This window comes from Paraburkholderia diazotrophica, from assembly GCF_900108945.1.
GTDB lineage: Bacteria > Pseudomonadota > Gammaproteobacteria > Burkholderiales > Burkholderiaceae > Paraburkholderia > Paraburkholderia diazotrophica.
The window spans coordinates 61,019-78,255 of the sequence record NZ_FNYE01000027.1; the positions used below are offsets into that span (position 1 = coordinate 61,019).

Annotated in this window: 15 protein-coding genes; 5 read left to right on the plus strand and 10 right to left on the minus strand. The window is 63.0% G+C overall.

Annotation, left to right across the window (positions count from 1 at the left end; genetic code table 11):
- The first annotated feature begins 40 nt into the window (after positions 1 to 40).
- Positions 41 to 1,483 carry an aminotransferase-like domain-containing protein gene (locus tag BMW76_RS27530; protein WP_090871002.1) on the plus strand — a complete coding sequence of 481 codons (1,443 nt, stop codon included), beginning with the start codon at positions 41 to 43 and terminating at the stop codon, positions 1,481 to 1,483.
- Positions 1,484 to 1,505: 22 nt separating this feature from the next.
- Here BMW76_RS27530 and BMW76_RS27535 read toward each other — a convergent pair whose 3' ends face one another.
- From BMW76_RS27535 to BMW76_RS27555, 5 genes are all read right to left on the minus strand, one after another.
- Positions 1,506 to 2,696: a glycosyltransferase family 4 protein gene (locus tag BMW76_RS27535; RefSeq protein WP_090871004.1), complete on the minus strand. Its 1,191-nt coding sequence runs from the start codon at positions 2,694 to 2,696 to the stop codon at positions 1,506 to 1,508.
- A gap of 284 nt (positions 2,697 to 2,980) precedes the next feature.
- Positions 2,981 to 4,051, minus strand: coding sequence for an MBL fold metallo-hydrolase (locus tag BMW76_RS27540; protein WP_090871081.1), 1,071 nt, complete (start codon positions 4,049 to 4,051; stop codon positions 2,981 to 2,983).
- Between the two features lie 164 nt (positions 4,052 to 4,215).
- Positions 4,216 to 4,869, minus strand: coding sequence for a peroxiredoxin (locus BMW76_RS27545; protein WP_090871006.1), 654 nt, complete (start codon positions 4,867 to 4,869; stop codon positions 4,216 to 4,218).
- Between the two features lie 210 nt (positions 4,870 to 5,079).
- Positions 5,080 to 5,814, minus strand: coding sequence for a hypothetical protein (locus BMW76_RS27550; RefSeq protein ID WP_090871008.1), 735 nt, complete (start codon positions 5,812 to 5,814; stop codon positions 5,080 to 5,082).
- Positions 5,815 to 6,040: 226 nt separating this feature from the next.
- On the minus strand, positions 6,041 to 6,508 hold the full coding sequence (locus BMW76_RS27555) for a hypothetical protein (protein ID WP_090871010.1): 468 nt from the start codon (positions 6,506 to 6,508) through the stop codon (positions 6,041 to 6,043).
- Positions 6,509 to 6,963: 455 nt separating this feature from the next.
- Here BMW76_RS27555 and BMW76_RS27560 point away from each other — a divergent pair, with 455 nt between their 5' ends.
- Positions 6,964 to 8,709 carry an FAD-dependent oxidoreductase gene (locus BMW76_RS27560; protein WP_090871012.1) on the plus strand — a complete coding sequence of 582 codons (1,746 nt, stop codon included), beginning with the start codon at positions 6,964 to 6,966 and terminating at the stop codon, positions 8,707 to 8,709.
- Positions 8,710 to 8,867: 158 nt separating this feature from the next.
- On the opposite strand, the gene BMW76_RS27565 is transcribed toward BMW76_RS27560, so the two are convergent.
- Positions 8,868 to 9,821, minus strand: a complete 954-nt coding sequence (locus tag BMW76_RS27565) for a LysR family transcriptional regulator (protein ID WP_177200519.1) — start codon at positions 9,819 to 9,821, stop codon at positions 8,868 to 8,870.
- Positions 9,822 to 9,887: 66 nt separating this feature from the next.
- Here BMW76_RS27565 and metE point away from each other — a divergent pair, with 66 nt between their 5' ends.
- Positions 9,888 to 12,194 (plus strand): 5-methyltetrahydropteroyltriglutamate--homocysteine S-methyltransferase, encoded by a 2,307-nt coding sequence (gene metE / locus BMW76_RS27570; RefSeq protein WP_090871016.1) that lies wholly within the window; start codon positions 9,888 to 9,890, stop codon positions 12,192 to 12,194.
- A 4-nt stretch (positions 12,195 to 12,198) separates the two neighbouring features.
- Here the strand turns inward: metE and senB are convergent, their stop codons facing one another.
- Positions 12,199 to 13,209, minus strand: coding sequence for a selenoneine biosynthesis selenosugar synthase SenB (senB, locus tag BMW76_RS27575; RefSeq protein ID WP_090871018.1), 1,011 nt, complete (start codon positions 13,207 to 13,209; stop codon positions 12,199 to 12,201).
- 19 nt (positions 13,210 to 13,228) lie between these two features.
- Here senB and senA point away from each other — a divergent pair, with 19 nt between their 5' ends.
- Together senA and BMW76_RS27585 are read left to right on the plus strand one after the other, a co-directional pair.
- A complete protein-coding gene (gene senA / locus BMW76_RS27580) occupies positions 13,229 to 14,419 on the plus strand; it encodes a selenoneine synthase SenA (protein ID WP_245763405.1) in 1,191 nt (396 codons plus the stop codon).
- Between the two features lie 190 nt (positions 14,420 to 14,609).
- The gene (locus BMW76_RS27585; RefSeq protein ID WP_090871021.1) at positions 14,610 to 15,032 is read left to right on the plus strand and encodes a universal stress protein; all 423 of its coding nucleotides are present in this window, start codon (positions 14,610 to 14,612) and stop codon (positions 15,030 to 15,032) included.
- A 273-nt stretch (positions 15,033 to 15,305) separates the two neighbouring features.
- Here BMW76_RS27585 and BMW76_RS42850 read toward each other — a convergent pair whose 3' ends face one another.
- From BMW76_RS42850 to BMW76_RS27600, 3 genes are read right to left on the minus strand one after another with little or no spacing between them, the layout of a single operon-like run.
- Positions 15,306 to 15,485 (minus strand): transposase, encoded by a 180-nt coding sequence (locus tag BMW76_RS42850; protein ID WP_407669028.1) that lies wholly within the window; start codon positions 15,483 to 15,485, stop codon positions 15,306 to 15,308.
- Positions 15,486 to 15,523: 38 nt separating this feature from the next.
- A complete protein-coding gene (locus BMW76_RS27595; RefSeq protein ID WP_090871083.1) occupies positions 15,524 to 16,459 on the minus strand; it encodes an electron transfer flavoprotein subunit alpha/FixB family protein in 936 nt (311 codons plus the stop codon).
- Positions 16,460 to 16,485: 26 nt separating this feature from the next.
- Complete coding sequence (locus tag BMW76_RS27600; protein ID WP_090871023.1) at positions 16,486 to 17,235, minus strand: electron transfer flavoprotein subunit beta/FixA family protein; 750 nt, start codon at positions 17,233 to 17,235, stop codon at positions 16,486 to 16,488.
- Positions 17,236 to 17,237 lie beyond the last annotated feature (2 nt).

Below are 17,237 nucleotides of genomic sequence, written 5' to 3' on the forward strand. Positions count from 1 at the left end.
GGCAGACAAAGCCTGTTTTGTATGGAGACAGGGCAAGACAATGGCTTCCAGCAAACCCAAGGCAGCGAACGGCAACGGTGCGACGGCCGAAGTCGACCAGACAAACGGCGACCAGGTCCAGACAAAACGCGCGACCTACATCGAGGTGTCGGCGTCGATCGAAGATGAGATTCGCGGCGGCGTCTATCCGCCCGGCAGCCGCCTGCCGCCGCAACGTCAGCTGGCGACGGAGCTCGGCATCAATGTGTCGACGGTTTCGCGCGCGTACAAGGAATTGCAGTTGCGTGGGCTCGTGATCGGCAGCAAGCGGCGCGGCTCGCTCGTGACGGGCGGCGCGATGCCGCGCGTCGAAACGGCTGCGGCGCCCAATGCCACACCGGGCGGCGCAATCGACCTGACCGTCAACCGGCCCGCGACGGGTGAATTCCTCGCGTGTCTCGCTGCCACGCTCGCCGAGTTGCCGCGCGATCCGCGCTATGCGTCGCTACAGGAATATCAGCCGCCGCAGGGGCCCGCATGGGCGCGCGCCGCGGGCGCGAAGTGGACGGCCGCACCCGGATTCACGCCATCGCCGGAGCATCTGGTCGTGACGAGCGGCGCGCAGCACGGTCTGTATGCCGTGCTCAACAGCCTGATCGGCACGGACGGCGTGATCATCGCCGACCGTCTCACCTACTACGGCCTGAAAGCGCTCGCGCCCGTGTTCCAGTTCGAAATCGTCAGCGCGCCGAGCGACCGCGACGGGCTCATCACCGATGAAGTGGAGCGCATCTGCAGCCGCGTGCCCGTAAAGGCGATCTTCACCGTGCCGAATCTGCAGAACCCGACCGTGACGACGATGAGCCTCGAACGGCGCGTCGCGCTCGTCGATATCGCGCGCCGCCATGGCGTCGCGATCATCGAGGACGATGTCTACGGTCCGCTCGTTTCGCAGCGCCTGCCGACGCTCGCGAGCCTGTGCCCGGAGCTGACGTTCCATATCGCCGCGACCTCGAAGATTCTCGCGCCGGGACTGCGGCTCGGTTATCTGCTGAGCCCGCCCGAGCGTTCCGCGCTCGCGGCCGAAGCCGTGCGCACGACCGCGTGGATGCCCGCGCCGATGTCGATGCTGATCGCGACGATATGGATCGAAGATGGCACCGCGCGACGCATCATGGACTCGCAGCTCGCCGAGATTCGCGTGAGGCACGATCTGGCGCGCCAGATTCTGCCGCAGGAATGGCTCGACTCCGATCCCGCGTGCATGTTCGTGTGGCTGAGACTCCCGCCGCCGTGGCGCGCGGACGACTTCGCCGCCAATGCGAAAGCACGCGGCGTGGTCGTGATGCCTTCGTCGGCGTTTGCCGTGGACCGCGCCGAAGTCGAGCACGGCGTGCGGATCAACCTTGCGTGTGCGTCGTCGCGCGAGCAGCTGGTGAGCGCGCTGCAAACGCTCGCGCAAGCGCTGCGCGATCGTCCTCGCGCGTTGTTCGGCACGATCTGACTTTGCGGCGCAGGCTGCGCGGCTAGCGCTTCGCGGAAACAAGGACGCGCCGCTCGGAACACAGAAGCCGGTCGGCCAGTTCCATCAGATTGGCGGCGAACAGCGAAGGACTCCATTTGTCGACGGACTGTCGCGCCCGCTTCGACATCGCGTCCCGTAGCGCATCGTTCAGCGCCAGCATCTGCATTTTCTCCGCGAGCGCATCGGCGTTGCCCGGCTCGACCACGAACCCGTTCACGCTGTCTTTCACGAGTTCGTCCGCTGCGCCGCATGTCTGCGTGACGATCGCCGTCTTCGACGCGGCGAATGCCTCGTTGACGCACAGCCCCCATTGATCGAACTCGCTGCCGAGCACCATGAAGTCGCACAACGCATACACGGCAGGCATCTGCGCGTTCGGAACGGGATCGAGAAAACGGACGTTCTCGTCGAGCTGCATGCTCGACACGCGTCCCTCGATCGCGCGCATATCGGGCCCATGTCCGACCAGCACGAGCGAGATGCCTTTATCCGCGAGTCCCGTGCGCGCGTACGCATCGACGACGACATCGACGTTCTTGCGCGGCACGAAGCGGCTCACGCACAGCACGTAGCGCCTGGGCAGCGCGTAACGGCGGCGCGTTTCGGATTCGGAAGCGCGCGCGTTATCAGCGAGCCGCGCGAAGCGCTCGACGTCGATCACATCGAAGCCCACACGCGAGCGTTCGAGCGGAATGCCGAGCGTCTGCGCATAAGCGCGATGTCTTTCTCCCGCGACGAGCGCGCCGTCGAAGCGGCACACGAGCGCCCGCTTGAGGCGTTCCTTGAAGCGGTGCCTCACGCCGTCATCGAGCTTCGAGTCCGACATGTAGATGATGCGGAACGTGCCCGCTGTCCGTCGGATCAGATAGAGCCACAGCGAGTAAGGCGTGTGATAGCCGAGCGTGACGACGACATCGGGCCGCAGCGTTCTCGCGATGCCGGCGAGCTTGTACGCGACGCTGGCCCAGCGTCCGCCCGCATCGGTGACGTCGGGTTCGAGGGTGACGGCGCGCGCGGGCTCTTTGCCGAAGAAGGCGTCGCGGGTCAATTGAGGGAAAGCGTAGACGCCCGAGCGCCCAAAGATCTCGACGAGGAAAATCTCGTCGCCTCGCCGTTCGACGAGTTTCTTCAGCGCTTCGTATCGTGGCACGTGGTAATCACCCAGATGCCCGATTACAAACATCATACGCATGCACACCCTCCAGACCGATGTTGACGATGAACGCCAGACGATTGCTCGAACGGATGCTTTCGGCTGACCTTAACTCAACAGGCGGGGCATGCATGTGTCGATCTGGCACCACGTCCGAAAACAGCGATGAATTGGCAAAAGAAACATAGGTATGACGATCGGCACCTTACGGGCCGTATACGGGCCGAATACGGTCGTCATACCCTGCCGGACGGACAGGATTCGATCGACGCGTCATGTGACAAATGCAAGTGACAAATACAAGTAGCGGAATTCGCTGCGTGCTACACGCCGCCGTTCTCGACGACGCGCCCTTCGGCGCGCCAGCGCAGCATCCCGCCCGCGAGATTGGCGACGTCTTCGAATCCGGCCTGACGCAGTATCACGGTCGCCTGGGCAGAACGTCCGCCCGCGCGGCAGACGGTGACGATGGGGCGCTCGTTGCCGATTTCCTTCGCACGCACGGCCAGTTCGCCGAGCGAGATCAGCTTCGCTTCGGGAATGCGGCCAAGCGGTCCGTCGTATTCATCGCGCTCGCGCACGTCGATGATCTGCACCGATTGCAGATGTTCTTCGAGCCATTGCGGATGGATTTCCCAGATGCCGGCGAACGTGTACGTCAAAGGCGCCCAATCGGGCTCGGGCTTTTTCGACGGATCGCCTGGCGCGACACCGCACTTCATGTTCGCGGGCACCGCGACGTCGATCTGCCGTGGATGCGCAAGTCCGAGGTTCGTCATATAGCCCGCAAAATCGTCCTCGCACAACTCGCCGCCCAAGCGCGGATTGAAACGCCGCTCTTCGGCGACGCTCGTCACCGTGAGGCCGCGATAGTCGTGCGCCGGATAGAGCAGACACGTCTCGGGCAACGAGAAAATCTGCTCATGGACCGCACGAAAGAGCGCATGCGGATTGCCCTGCTGGAAGTCGGTGCGCCCTGTGCCGCGAATCAGCAGACAGTCGCCCGTGAAGGCCATCGACTGATCGTCGAGCACGAGGCTGATGCACCCGCTCGTGTGGCCGGGCGTGGCGCGCACTTCCAGATGACGCGCGCCGAATGCGATCGTGTCGCCGTGCTTCAGATAGCGGTCCGCGCCTTGCGCATCGCTTGCCGCCGAGATCGCGATCTGGCTGCCCGTGCGCTGCTTGAGCATCCACGCGCCCGTCACGTGATCGGCGTGAACGTGGGTGTCGATCGTATAAAGCAGATGCAGTCCGAGTTCGTCGAGCAGCGCTGCATCGCGCCGCGCCTGTTCGAAGACGGGATCGACGAGCACGGCCTCGCGCGTGCCGCCATCGGCGAGCAGATAGGTGTAGGTCGACGATTGCTGGTCGAACAGCTGTCTGAAGATCAGCACGCTTATGTTCTCTCGACTTGTATCAGGAAGCGGCGGGGCGTTGGCTTCATCGGCTTGCCCCGTTCATGCGGCCATTGCCGTCATCGTCTTTGTCTGGCGGGTATCACGCCGACGCGCGCACGCGCTTCGAACGCACGCGCATCGGCGTATCGATCAACTTCTCACTTCGGCTGCTGCACGTAGCGCAGATAAGGCTTCAGCGTCTTGAAGCCCTGCGGATACTTCTCTTTCGCGGCATCGTCGGAAACGGAAGTCGGAATGATGACATCGTCGCCCGGCTTCCAGTTCGCGGGCGTTGCGACGGTATGCTTCGCCGTGAGCTGCAGCGAATCGAGCAGACGCAGCACTTCGTCGAAATTGCGGCCCGAGCTCATCGGATAGACGAACATCGCCTTGACCTTCTTGTCCGGTCCGATCAGAAACACCGAACGTACCGTTGCGTTGTCGACAGCCGTGCGCGGACCGCCGCTCGCGTTCGGGTGGATCATGTCGTACAGCTTCGCGACGTGCAGATCCGCATCGCCGATCATCGGATAGTTGACCGCATGGCCTTGCGTCTCTTCGATGTCCTTGACCCACTTCGTGTGATCGCTGACGGGATCGACGCTGAGCCCGATGATCTTCGTGTTGCGCTTTTCGAATTCAGGCTTGAGCCCCGCCATATAGCCCAGCTCCGTCGTGCAGACGGGCGTGAAGTCCTTCGGATGCGAGAACAGGATCGCCCAGCCGTCACCAATCCATTCATGAAAACGGATCGTGCCTTCAGTGGTTTCCGCAGTGAAATCGGGAGCTTCTTCTCCTAGTCGAATCGCCATCTTCATCCTCCATAAGAAAGGTGCGAGCAGATCAATGAACCGCCGCCGTCGTCCCGAGCGTCGGCGTTGAGTACGGATTGAAACGTTCAGCGCATAGCTTCTATAGCGTAGAACAATTTGCAGCTTTCGCGAACCGGATGTGAGCGACCGCTTTTTTGTGGCGTGGACGGTGCGGAAGCGGTCAAGAAAGGCAAGCGGTGATTCGCGGCATCACATCGCGCCGCCCGTGCCGGATGAAGACGTCGATGTCCCCGCGAACGGATGCGCCTGGCCCGCCGTCGACATCAACGAGACGGCGGCGGGATCGGGCATGCCGTTCGCGTCGATGGCTCCCGCTTTCGCGAGCGCTTCGAGATCGCCGTCGACGCCCGCTTGCCCGACGACAAACGGCGTCGTGAGAAACGCGGGCACTGTCAGCGTGACGGCGTAGTGCTGTTGCAGGTTCGTCACGGCCGCCGATTGCGCGGCCAGCACATCGTCCTGGTTCGACAGCACCCTCTGGAACTGCGCATTGCCTGGGAAGCCTGCGATCAGGTTGGCCTCGCTCGTACCCAGTTGAGCGGCAAGATAGACCAGCATCAGCTCGGTTTCGGGCGTCGTATTGAAGGTGCCGCTGGCGAATACGGGCGCATGCAGCGTCGTGCTGCCGGAGGTCACGGTTACGATGCACGGCAGCGTCGCATTGAACGTGACGCTGTAGTGTCCGCCGCCGTCCGAGAGCGTGGAGCCGGAACCCTGCGCACAACTGGCGCTCACGTTTGCACTGGCCAGCGCCCTGCCCGTCGCGGCCGTACCGGACAACGTGACGCTTTGTGCGCTCGAAGCCGTACAGCTATCGAACCCGATGCAAAAGCTGCCGCCGCCGCACGCGCCGAGCGTCGCGAGCGAAGCCGCGCAAAGTGCAGCCAACGTCTGGCGAACGAAACGCGCGTCGCGAATGGTCATGGCCGTCTGCCGTCGATGGGAGCGATCACGAGAGGCCCGCCCAATGAAACGAACCACAGTAGCGGGCGCTGCTCGTGATTTTAGGCCCGATCCGCAAGGCCGTTCGCGCAAGCGCGTCAAACGCGCTCCTCGATCGGCCCGACGCTTTGGCCGTGCACATGGTCGCTTCGGCCAGGCACGCAGCCGCCAGCGCGCGAACGTTTCGCGACCATCGACGTCGCCGGCACTACTGAATCCGCTCCGTCAGCCGACCAACGAACTTCCAGCCGCGCTCCTGGCTCCACAAGTAAGTGAAGCCGGTCGGCCCGTCGATGAACACCGTCAGCGGCTTGCTGGGCGATTGTGCGAAGCCGGGGTCTTCAGTCGAATGCGATACGTCGACGGGTCCGATACGCTCGGAGACCTGTTCCGCAGCAGTCGTAGCCGGGTTCGCGCTCCATCCGTCATTGGCGGCGTATGTGAGCCGCACGGCGCTGCCTGTTGGCGACTGGACCAGCAACGTCAGTGGTCCGTTGCCCGACGACGCTGCAGCGACACAGGGCGCGGCAAGGTTGGGAGCGACAGGTTCCGTCGCAATGTTCGACACGGCCCCTTCGCTTGCGGCCGCCAAAGCCATTGAGCTCATCGCGCCAAAAGTCGCGGCCAGAAGTCCACGGAGTACGAACGCGGCAGCATAGGTATCGGAACGTTTCATGCTGTCCTCCCGCTAAGTGATTCGACGAAAAAGCGCGGGACTTCACGCACCGGGAGCGGCCGCGCGTTCGACTGCGAACGTCGACGCGGAGCGGCGAATACGCGATACGTGTGGCTCAGTGCAGTGTCCGGCGCCATCGACTGCTAGACGATCCGCGCGCGAGCGAATGCAACGGGAATAAAGCGCAATGGGGTATACCCGCTCACACGAATAGGCCCGCCGAGAATCGCGCATCGAGCGTGAAGCTTTTCATCGCCCCTTGGCTGCTCACGACAACTCGATTACTCTGTTCAATGCAATCGCACGAGCGGCCCCGCACGCAATCCGTTCAGCGCGCACGGCCTGCTGTCGAGACAGGCAAGCGAAAATCTTTCGCAGCCGTTCCACTTTTGTTCGACGTTGCGGAGCCTCCGGCTGCCTGGCGGCACCCGTCAGCCGCTGGAGGAGAACTCGCGATGAGCAACGAACCAACGCCTGAAAGCGGAGCGCCCGAGCATCGACATGCGGCGGACGAGAGCCGCGCCATCGAGGACGACGGCACGCTCGAAGACCCGAGCGTGCGCGATCATCCGCGTTACCAGCAGATGTTTCCCGTCCTCTCCGATGCCGAGATCGATCGCGTGCGCCGCTTCGGCAATCTGTGCCGTTACGCGAAAGGCGAGTTGCTTTATCGCGCGGGACATCTCTGCCTAGGCATGTTCGTCGTGCTGTCGGGGAAGGTCCGCATCGTCGGCCGCGACGGCCTCGGGCATGAGCGGATGATCCACACATACACGAAGCGCGGCGAGTTTACGTCGGACGTGACGCAGCTCTCCAGCAAGCCCGCCGTCGTCGATGCGCATGTAGTCGAAGATGTCGAAGCGATCTTGCTCAGACCCGACGAACTCAGCGCGATGATGATCAGCGAAGCCGATCTCGGCGAGAAGATCATGCGCGCGCTGATTCTGCGGCGCGTGCTCGTGATCGAACGCGGACACGGCGTCGTGCTCGTCGGCCCTTCCGGTAATGCGCGGCTGCTCGCGTTGCAGAACTTCCTGCGGCGCAACGTGTTTCCGAGTCTGACGCTCGATGCGCAGCAGGACGCCGAAGCGATCGCGCTGCTCGAACGTCTGACGCCGCAGCCCGATGACTTTCCTCTCGTCGTGTGTCCGAACGGCACGGTGTTGCGCAACCCTGACGAAGGCCAGCTCGCGTCGTGTCTCGGACTGATACCCGAGTTCGATCAGACGCATGTCTACGATGTGGCCATTGTCGGCGCCGGACCGGCGGGTCTCGCGACGGCCGTGTATGCCGCATCCGAAGGGCTGTCGGTTGCGGCGCTCGATTGCCGCGCCCCAGGCGGCCAGGCGGGCACGAGCTCGCGTATCGAGAACTATCTGGGCTTTCCGACGGGCATCACAGGACAGGCCCTCGCGGGACGCGCGTTCGTCCAGGCGCAGAAGTTCGGCGCGCACATCGGCATTCCGTGCGAGGTCAAAGCACTGTTTTGCGACAGCCAGCCGCCATCGATCGAGCTTGCGGACACGCGCCGCATCACGGCGCGCACCGTCGTGATCGCGAGCGGCGCCGAGTACCGGCGTCCCGATGTCGAAGGCCTGGCGCGCTTCGAAGGTTGCGGCGTCTACTACTGGGCGACGCCCATCGAGGCCAGGCTGTGCCGCAAGGAGCCCGTGCTGCTGGTCGGCGGCGGCAATTCCGCCGGGCAGGCGGCCGTGTTTCTCGCATCGCACGCCGAGCACGTGCATATGTTTATTCGCGGCGCGAGTCTCGCGCACAGCATGTCGCACTATCTGGTCGAACGGATCACGTCGCTGCCCAACGTCACGTTGCATACGCGGATCGAACTGACGGCGCTCGAAGGCGATGCGCGGCTCGAACGCGTTCATTATCGCGGCGCGGGCGGCATCGAAGGCAGCATGACCGCGCATCATCTGTTCGTCTTCATCGGCGCCGAGCCGAATACGGGCTGGCTCAAGACCTGCGGCGTGTCGCTCGACAGCAAAGGCTTCGTGCTGACAGGCCCCGACATTCCCGGCTCGGGCCTGCAATCGCAATCGTTGCAGACGAGCGTCGACGGTGTCTTCGCGATCGGCGACGTTCGCTCGGGGTCGACGAAGCGTGTCGCGTCGGCCGTGGGCGAAGGCGCGGCCGTCGTCGCGCAGATTCACCGCTTTCTCGCCGATACACGGCAAACGCATTAGCGTCTTGCGTCGCATCGCATCGACGCTGCGATACGCACATCCAGCACTTTCGTCAGCGCGATATCGACATATCGGGCTGCGGCGGCATCTGCTGCGCGATCGTTTCGCGTCGTCCTCCCGGCACGCGCGCGGATAGAAGCCGCCGCGCGCCGGCAGCGCTACGCGCGCACGCGCGCTTCTGCCCGCTCCGTCTCGCGGGCCATCGCGACGAATGCCGTCAGATAGTCGACTGCATCATCGGATTCGCGCGTGCCGAGAAAGATCTGTTTCGCGATGCCCTTCTTGCCGAGCTGCAGCGGCGTAATCGGCATACGGTCGGCGTACTCTTGCGCGAGCCAGCGCGGCAGCGCCGCGACGCCCCGGCCACTCGCGACCATCTGCAGCATGATGTCCGTCGTTTCTATCACCTTGTGACGCCTCGGCACGACGTTGGCGGGCGTGAGAAATTGCGTGTAGATGTCGAGCCGGTCGGTTTCGACGGGATAGGTGATCAGCACTTCCGAAGCCAGATGCTCAGGCGTCACGTACGGCTCGGTCGCGAGCGCATGGCCGTCCGCGACAACGAGCACCTGCTCGTAATCGAACACCGGCTCAAACTGCAGCCCCGGCTTTTTCAGCGGATCGGGCGTGACGAGCACATCGATCTCATAGCCGAACAGCGCGCCGATGCCGCCGAACTGAAACCGCTGCTTCACGTCGACATCGACATCAGGCCAGCGCGCGAGATACGGCGACACGATCTTGAGCAGCCACTGATAGCACGGGTGACATTCCATGCCGATACGCAGCGTGCCGCGCTCGCCCTGCGCGTACTGCTTCATGCGCGCTTCCGCATGCTCGAACTGAGGCAGCATCCGGTTCGCGAGTCCAAGCAGGTACTGGCCCGCCTGCGTGAGCCGCATCGAGCGACCTTCGCGCGTCCAGACAGGCGTGCCCAGTTGCTGCTCCAGTTTCTTCACGGTGTGGCTCAACGCCGACTGCGTGAGATTCAGCACGTCGGCGGCGCCCGTGAGCGACCCTTGGCGTTCGACCTCTCTGATCACCATCAGATGACTACGTTCGAGCATCCCGCCTCCATGAAAGAACCTAATGCTTGCATGAAATAAATCCATTTTTATTCATACATCGAAAATTCTATCATCGGCTTCAGGCTCTTTTCTCTGGACGGCACAAGAACGATGGTCACGACGCACAACCTTGGTTTTCCGCGCATCGGCGCAAACCGCGAATTGAAATTCGCCCTTGAGAGCTACTGGAAAGGCCAGTCTTCACGCGACGAGCTGAAGGCGGCCGGCGCGCAGCTTCGCGCGCGTCACTGGAAGGATCAGGCGCGACTCGACTTCGTACCCGTCGGCGATTTCGCGTTCTATGACCAGGTGCTCGACATGAGCTTTACGCTCGGCAATCTGCCCGAGCGCGTGCGCGGCTTTCACGGCGATGCGCTCGACAACGCTTTCCGCGTCGCGCGCGGCCGCTCGGCGCACGGCGCGGAAGATCACCACGCATGCCGCGGTGGCGTGGCCGCTGGCGAAATGACCAAGTGGTTCGACACGAACTATCACTACATCGTCCCCGAGTTCGACGCGCACACGCAGTTCTCGCTCGATCCTTCGCGCCTCATCGAACAGCTTGCACAAGCGCGCGCAGCGGGCGTGAACGCGAAGCCCGTGATCATCGGACCCGTCACGTATCTGTGGCTCGGCAAATCGAAGGACGGCTCCGACAAGCTCGCGCTGTTGCCGCGCCTGCTCCCCGTGTACGCGGCGCTGCTCGACTACTTCACGGCGCAAGGCGTCGAATGGGTGCAGATCGACGAACCGGCGCTCGTCACGGAACTCGACGCGAAGTGGCGCGAAGCATTCGTCACCGCCTACGATGCGCTGTCGGCACGGCGCGTGAGGCTGCTGCTCGCGACTTACTTCGGGCAGTTGCAGGACAATCTCGAACTCACGTGCAAGCTGCCCGTCGATGGCCTGCATATCGATGCGATCAATGCACGCGATGAAGTCGCGCAGGCCGCGGCGCAACTGCCGGATACGGCGGTCCTATCGGTTGGCGCGATCAACGGCCGCAATATCTGGAAGACCGATCTGAACGCGGCGCTGCAATGGCTCGAACCGCTGCATCGCACGCTCGGCGATCGCTTGTGGATCGCGCCGTCGTGCTCGCTGCTGCACGTTCCCGTCGATCTGAACAGCGAGCAGAAGCTCGACGCCGAAATCAGATCGTGGCTCGCGTTCGCGCTGCAAAAGCTCGACGAACTGACGGTGCTGGCGGGCGCGCTGAATAACGGCCGCGCATCGGTGGCCGATGCGCTCGATGCGAATGCCGCCGCCATCGAAAGCCGCCGCGTCTCGCCGCGCGTGCACAAACCGGCCGTGAAGGCGGCGATCGCGCGCATCGATACCGCGCTCGGCCAACGCGCGAGCGCATATGCGCAGCGCGCCGAAAAGCAGGCAGCGCTTTTCGATCTGCCCGCTTATCCGACGACCACGATCGGCTCGTTCCCGCAGACGAACGAAATCCGTCACGCGCGCAGCGCGTTCAAGCGCGGCGCACTCGATCAGTCGGGCTACCACGCGGCGATGGAACGCGAAATCGCGCGCGCCGTGAAGGAACAGGAAGCGCTCGGCCTCGACGTGCTCGTGCATGGCGAAGCCGAACGCAACGACATGGTCGAATACTTCGGCGAACAACTCGACGGCTATGCGTTCAGCCAGTTCGGCTGGGTGCAGTCGTATGGCTCGCGTTGCGTGAAGCCGCCCATCCTGTTCGGCGACATCAGCCGCCCGAAGGCGATGACGGTCGAATGGACCCGATACGCGCAATCGCAAACCAGCAAGCCGATGAAAGGCATGCTGACAGGGCCCGTCACGATCCTGAACTGGTCGTTCGTGCGCGACGATCAGCCTCGCTCGGTGTCATGCCATCAACTGGCGCTCGCAATACGCGATGAAGTGCTCGACCTGGAAAAGGCCGGCGTGCGCATCATCCAGATCGACGAGGCCGCGCTGCGCGAAGGGCTGCCGCTGCGCCGCTCGCAATGGAACACGTATCTGCAATGGGCGGTGGAATCGTTCCGCATCGCCGCGAACGGCGTGAAGGACGAAACGCAGATTCATACACACATGTGCTACTCGGAGTTCAACGACATCATCGCGTCGATTGCCGATATGGACGCCGATGTGATCACGATCGAAACGTCGCGCTCCGACATGGAACTGCTGGATGCTTTCGATCACTTCAATTATCCGAACCAGATCGGGCCGGGCGTCTATGACATTCACTCGCCGAACATTCCGAGCGAGGAACACATCGTGAATCTGATGCAGAAAGCGGCGGAGCGGATTCCTGCAGAGCGTTTATGGGTGAACCCGGATTGCGGCCTGAAGACGCGCGCATGGGAAGAAGTGATCCCCGCGCTGACGAACATGGTTGCGGCCGCGCGCACGCTGCGCCAACGGCCCGCTTCACGCGATCGGTGATCCGCTATGGCGATGCCTGAGCCAGCGCATCCCTGACCAGGCTGACTACTGCCGCATGCTCCACGGCGGGCGCAAACCAGGGCGCCCGCCGCGCGCATTGCTGCTGGAGCGCTGTCAGAAACGCGCGGTCGCGGCTCGCGCGATCGAGCAGCGCCGCCAGCGCCTGGTCGTCGCCGGGCGGGAAGTAGCCACCGTAATCGCGGCCCAGCATGCCGATGTTGCCCGCGATGCGGCTCGCCAATACGGGAACGCCCGCGTTCACCGCTTCGATGATCACGTTCGCGCCGCCTTCCATCACACTCGATATGACCATCGCGTCGGCGTTCGCAATGCGTCGCAGCGTGGCGCCGTGCGCCAGTCCCTCGTACCAGACGTAGCGCTGCACCGTGGGCCACGCCCTCGTTTGCAATGTCTGCGCCGCCAGCCGATACTCGTCTTCAAGTGCACGGCCGATGTGGATCAGCCGGACGCGCGAATCGTCGGGCAGCCGCTCGAGCGCGCGCATCGGCGTGCGCGGGTCTTTTTCCGCGCGCATGTGACCGACGAACACGACGTCGAACGTGCGGCGTCGGCGCGTCGAAGGAATTTCTGTTTTGCGCGCCGGCGCGGACTGGTAGATCACACGGCATTTCGCGCGATGCGCAGCCGTCATTTCCGCCAGCCCCTCTTCCTGCAACACGACCAGATGTGTAGCAAGATCGAGCGAACGGCGCGCGGATTCGTCGACGCGAATGTCCCTGTAGAGATCGGTGCCCGTCAGCACGACGACAAGGGGACGATCCGGGCAAGCCTCGGCAAACCTGGCGATACTCGGGGCTGAACGCCGCGCATGCAATGCAATCAGACAGGCGGGCGGCTCGTGTGGGTGATCGGCGGAAGGCCATTCGGCGTCGAGCGACACCTGGTAGTCTGTCCGCAGGAACCTGAACCAGCGATAGGCCGTCTGCCAGTTTCCATTGTTGGCGCTGCGCAGTGCGGGGCTCGCGATGAATATTCTGGCCATGGGAGGACGCATGGTGGTACGGATTGGCAGAGTGACAACACGCAAACTGGACAAGGCCCAACTGGATGCGGCATTCGTCGATGCTCATCGGCAGACGTGGTCGATCCTCGCAGATTTGACGCCCACGCAGATGCAGGTTCCCTGCGACCCCGGCATCAATCCGCCGTTGTGGGAATACGCGCATGTCGCGTGGTTCACCGAACACTGGATACTGCGCGATCCACAACGAAACCCGCAAGGCCGGTTCGCCCCCACGCGCCCTTCGCTGCTCGCAAACGCTGACCGATGGTTCGACTCGGGAAGCGTTGCGCACGACGATCGCTGGCATCTTGACCTGCCACCGCGTGCGGAGATTATCGACTATGCGGACACCGTGCTGGAACAGGTGCGCGCGAAGCTCGTCGCCTCGACGGAATCGGACGACGATCTCTATTACTTCCGTCTCGCGTTGTACCACGAAGACATGCATGCCGAGGCGCTGACCTACATGCGGCAGACGCTTGACTATCCGTCACATATGCCGCTCGCGATGCGGCCCGTCGAGCATCTCGCGGAGACGAGCGAGATCGCGATCGGCGGCGAGACGTTCGAGATGGGCGGATCACAGGACGACGGCTTCGTGTTCGACAACGAAAAATGGCGACACGCGGTGTCCGTCGGGCCGGCGCAGATCGACCGCCAATGCGTGAGCAACGCCCAGTTCATGGAATTCGTCGCGGCGAACGGCTATGAAAACGAACGCTGGTGGTCGAGCGATGGCATCGCGTGGCTCGAGCGCACCGGCCTCAAAGCGCCGAAGCGGTGGCGCGAAACCGCAAGAGCAGGCAGCGGCTCCACGCGCTGGGAGCATCGCTGGTTCGGGCAATGGCAGCCGCTGCCGCTTTCGCAGCCGGTCTGTCACGTCAACGCGTACGAAGCGGAAGCGTTTTGCCGCTGGCATGGCCGGCGCTTGCCGACTGAAGCCGAATGGGAGTACGCCGCGTGCAACGAACTGATCGAATGGGGCGAGTCTGTGTGGGAGTGGATGGCCGATCCCTTCGAGCCGTATGCGGGCTTTTCCGCTGATCCGTACGAGGACTATTCCGCGCCCTGGTTTCATACGCACCGGAGCGTGCGCGGCGCGTCGTTCGTCACACGCGACCGGATGCGCAATCCTCGCTATCGAAACTTTTATCTGCCGCACCGTAGCGATATCTTCGTGGGGTTTCGTACCTGCCGTTGACAGCAAGCTTCATCTGTGGGGTCTTGGGGCGTCGAGATGAGCTTGTCGACGTGCTGTGGCGTTCTGCCGCCCGGAATGGAAAATGGGCGGATGACCATCGTCAATACCCGAGCGACGAAAAGAGGAATACTGATCCACCTGTCGATCTTATTGACTCTGTCACAGCCGCGCGATGCGCGACCCACTATCCATGTTCAAACACATTCTTCTTCCCGTTGACGGTTCCGACGTATCGCGCAGGGCCGTTTCGAGTGCCATCGAATTCGCCCGGATCAGCGGCGCGCGTCTTACGCCCTATACCTGCGTACACGACCAGTGGATTCCAACCGATAACGAACTGTGGCCGGAATACGCATCACGCGCGCACGATGAGGCCCGTGCAGAGCACGTGAAGATCGAGGAAGCCGCCGCTCAAAATGGCGTGCATTGCGTCGGTGCCGCGTCGGTCGCGTCGTCGCCCTATCTCGGGATCATCGCCAAGGCGATAGAGCTCGAATGTGACGTGATCTTCATGGCATCGCATGGCCGGAACCGGGTCAGCAGCCTTTTGCTGGGCAGCGAAACACAGAAGGTGCTCAGCCACAGTACGATTCCTGTCCTCGTCTTCCGCTGAAATTGTTATGCCCTGATTTCGGGTTTTGAGCAGCGCGAAAGAGAATGTGACGAGATCGGCGCCCTTGGACGCCGCTCGTCCATCGGCGCGTGACCGAACGTGCCCGGGTGTTTCGGGATGCTTGCTTGAAGGCAGATCAACGGGAGCGGACCGCCCCTATGCGTTATCCCCTTTCGTCTTTGCTCTCTGTCGTAGCAGGGGATAAGGGAAGCGCAATGCCGAGCACGTCTGCGACTTTGGCGAGCGTGCCATCCCGGCACCATTGACGATATTTCATGTAGCACGTCTGCGCAGGCGGTCCATCACGCGGCAGATGATGCCAGCGCTCGTTTGCGTCAGCACCCATAGGATTGCGTTCAGGAGTTCGCGCGGGTCGCGGGGCACGCGACCGTATCTGCGAGTCCTGTCGCGGGGGAACAGGTGCGCGATCTTGTCCCAATCCTCATCGGACAATGATTGAAGCTCATTGCCTGCCCCACCCTCAGATCCGCTTACGCGAGACTCGCGCAGAGTTCCGGGACGGCCGTGAACAGATCGCCGACAAGACCGTAGTCCGCGACGCCGAAAATCGGCGCCTCTTCATCCTTGTTGATCGCGACGATCACCTTCGAGTCCTTCATCCCTGCGAGGTGCTGGATCGCGCCCGAAATGCCGACCGCGATGTACAGTTGCGGCGCAACGATCTTGCCCGTCTGGCCGACCTGATAGTCGTTCGGCACGTAGCCTGCGTCGACGGCTGCGCGCGATGCGCCCATTGCTGCACCGAGCTTGTCCGCGAGCGGCTCGAGAATCTTCGTGTAGTTCTCGCCGCTGCCAAGACCACGGCCGCCCGACACGATGATGTTCGCCGAGGTCAGTTCCGGACGGTCCAGCTTCGTCACTTCGCGGCTCACGAACTGCGAGATGCCTGCGTCTGCCGCAGCTTCGATCTTCTCGACAGAAGCGCTGCCGCCTTGCGCTGCGACCGGGTCGAAGCCCGTTGCACGCACCGTGATGACCTTGATCGGGTCTTGAGATTGAACCGTTGCAATCGCGTTGCCTGCATAGATTGGGCGCTCGAACGTGTCCGCGCTATCGACAGCCGTGATCTCGCTGATCTGCGCGACGTCCAGCTTTGCGGCGATGCGCGGCGCGATGTTCTTGCCGTAGGCCGTCGCGGGCGCGAGGATGTGCGAGTAGTCCTTCGCGATCTTCAGCACCGTCGCCTCGACGTTTTCTGCGAGACCCGCTTCGAGTTGCGGCGCATCGGCGAGCAGCACCTTTGCGACGCCCGCAATCTTCGCAGCCGCGTCCGCAGCAGCTTGTGCGTTGTGGCCAGCGACCAGCACGTGAATGTCGCCGCCGATCTTCTGTGCGGCCGCGACCGTGTTCAGCGTCGCGGCCTTGATCGACGCATTGTCGTGTTCAGCAATTACCAGAATCGTCATTTCATTCGTCTCCGCATGTCCGTCGATCAAAGCACCTTGGCTTCGGTCTTGAGCTTCTCGACCAGCGTCTTCACGTCCGGCACCTTGACGCCGGCGGAACGCTTCGGCGGCTCACTGACCTTCAGCGTCTTCAGACGCGGCGTCACATCGACGCCCAAGTCTTCGGGCTTCACGGTTTCGAGCGGCTTCTTCTTCGCCTTCATGATGTTCGGCAGCGTCACATAGCGCGGCTCGTTCAGGCGCAGATCAGTCGTCACCACGGCGGGCAATTGCAGCGAAAGCGTTTCCGCGCCGCCATCGACTTCACGCGACACCGTCGCCTTGCCGTCAGCCACGACGACCTTCGATGCAAACGTCGCCTGCGGCAGATTCGCCAGCGCGGCCAGCATCTGGCCCGTCTGGTTGGAATCGTCGTCGATGGCCTGCTTGCCGAGAATGACAAGAGAAGGCTGCTCCTTGTCGACCAGCGCCTTCAGCAGCTTCGCCACAGCCAACGGCTGCAGGTCTTCATTCGATTCGATGAGGATCGCACGATCCGCACCGATCGCCAGCGCCGTGCGCAGCGTTTCCTGGCACTGCGCGACGCCTGCCGACACCGCGATCACTTCCGTCGCGACGCCCGCTTCCTTCAGGCGCACGGCCTCTTCGACGGCGATTTCGTCGAACGGATTCATCGACATCTTCACGTTCGCGAGATCGACGCCCGTCCCATCCGACTTCACGCGGACCTTCACGTTGTAGTCAACCACTCTCTTGACTGGCACCAGGATTTTCATCT

Coding starts and splice junctions, on each gene's coding strand:
- BMW76_RS27530 (WP_090871002.1), top strand. CDS start 41: ATGGCTTCCAGCAAACCCAAGGCAGCGAACGGCAACGGTGCGACGGCC.
- BMW76_RS27535 (WP_090871004.1), bottom strand. CDS start 2,696: ATGCGTATGATGTTTGTAATCGGGCATCTGGGTGATTACCACGTGCCA.
- BMW76_RS27545 (WP_090871006.1), bottom strand. CDS start 4,869: ATGGCGATTCGACTAGGAGAAGAAGCTCCCGATTTCACTGCGGAAACC.
- BMW76_RS27550 (WP_090871008.1), bottom strand. CDS start 5,814: ATGACCATTCGCGACGCGCGTTTCGTTCGCCAGACGTTGGCTGCACTT.
- BMW76_RS27555 (WP_090871010.1), bottom strand. CDS start 6,508: ATGAAACGTTCCGATACCTATGCTGCCGCGTTCGTACTCCGTGGACTT.
- BMW76_RS27560 (WP_090871012.1), top strand. CDS start 6,964: ATGAGCAACGAACCAACGCCTGAAAGCGGAGCGCCCGAGCATCGACAT.
- BMW76_RS27565 (WP_177200519.1), bottom strand. CDS start 9,821: ATGGATTTATTTCATGCAAGCATTAGGTTCTTTCATGGAGGCGGGATG.
- metE (WP_090871016.1), top strand. CDS start 9,888: ATGGTCACGACGCACAACCTTGGTTTTCCGCGCATCGGCGCAAACCGC.
- senB (WP_090871018.1), bottom strand. CDS start 13,209: ATGCGTCCTCCCATGGCCAGAATATTCATCGCGAGCCCCGCACTGCGC.
- BMW76_RS27585 (WP_090871021.1), top strand. CDS start 14,610: ATGTTCAAACACATTCTTCTTCCCGTTGACGGTTCCGACGTATCGCGC.
- BMW76_RS27595 (WP_090871083.1), bottom strand. CDS start 16,459: ATGACGATTCTGGTAATTGCTGAACACGACAATGCGTCGATCAAGGCC.
- BMW76_RS27600 (WP_090871023.1), bottom strand. CDS start 17,235: ATGAAAATCCTGGTGCCAGTCAAGAGAGTGGTTGACTACAACGTGAAG.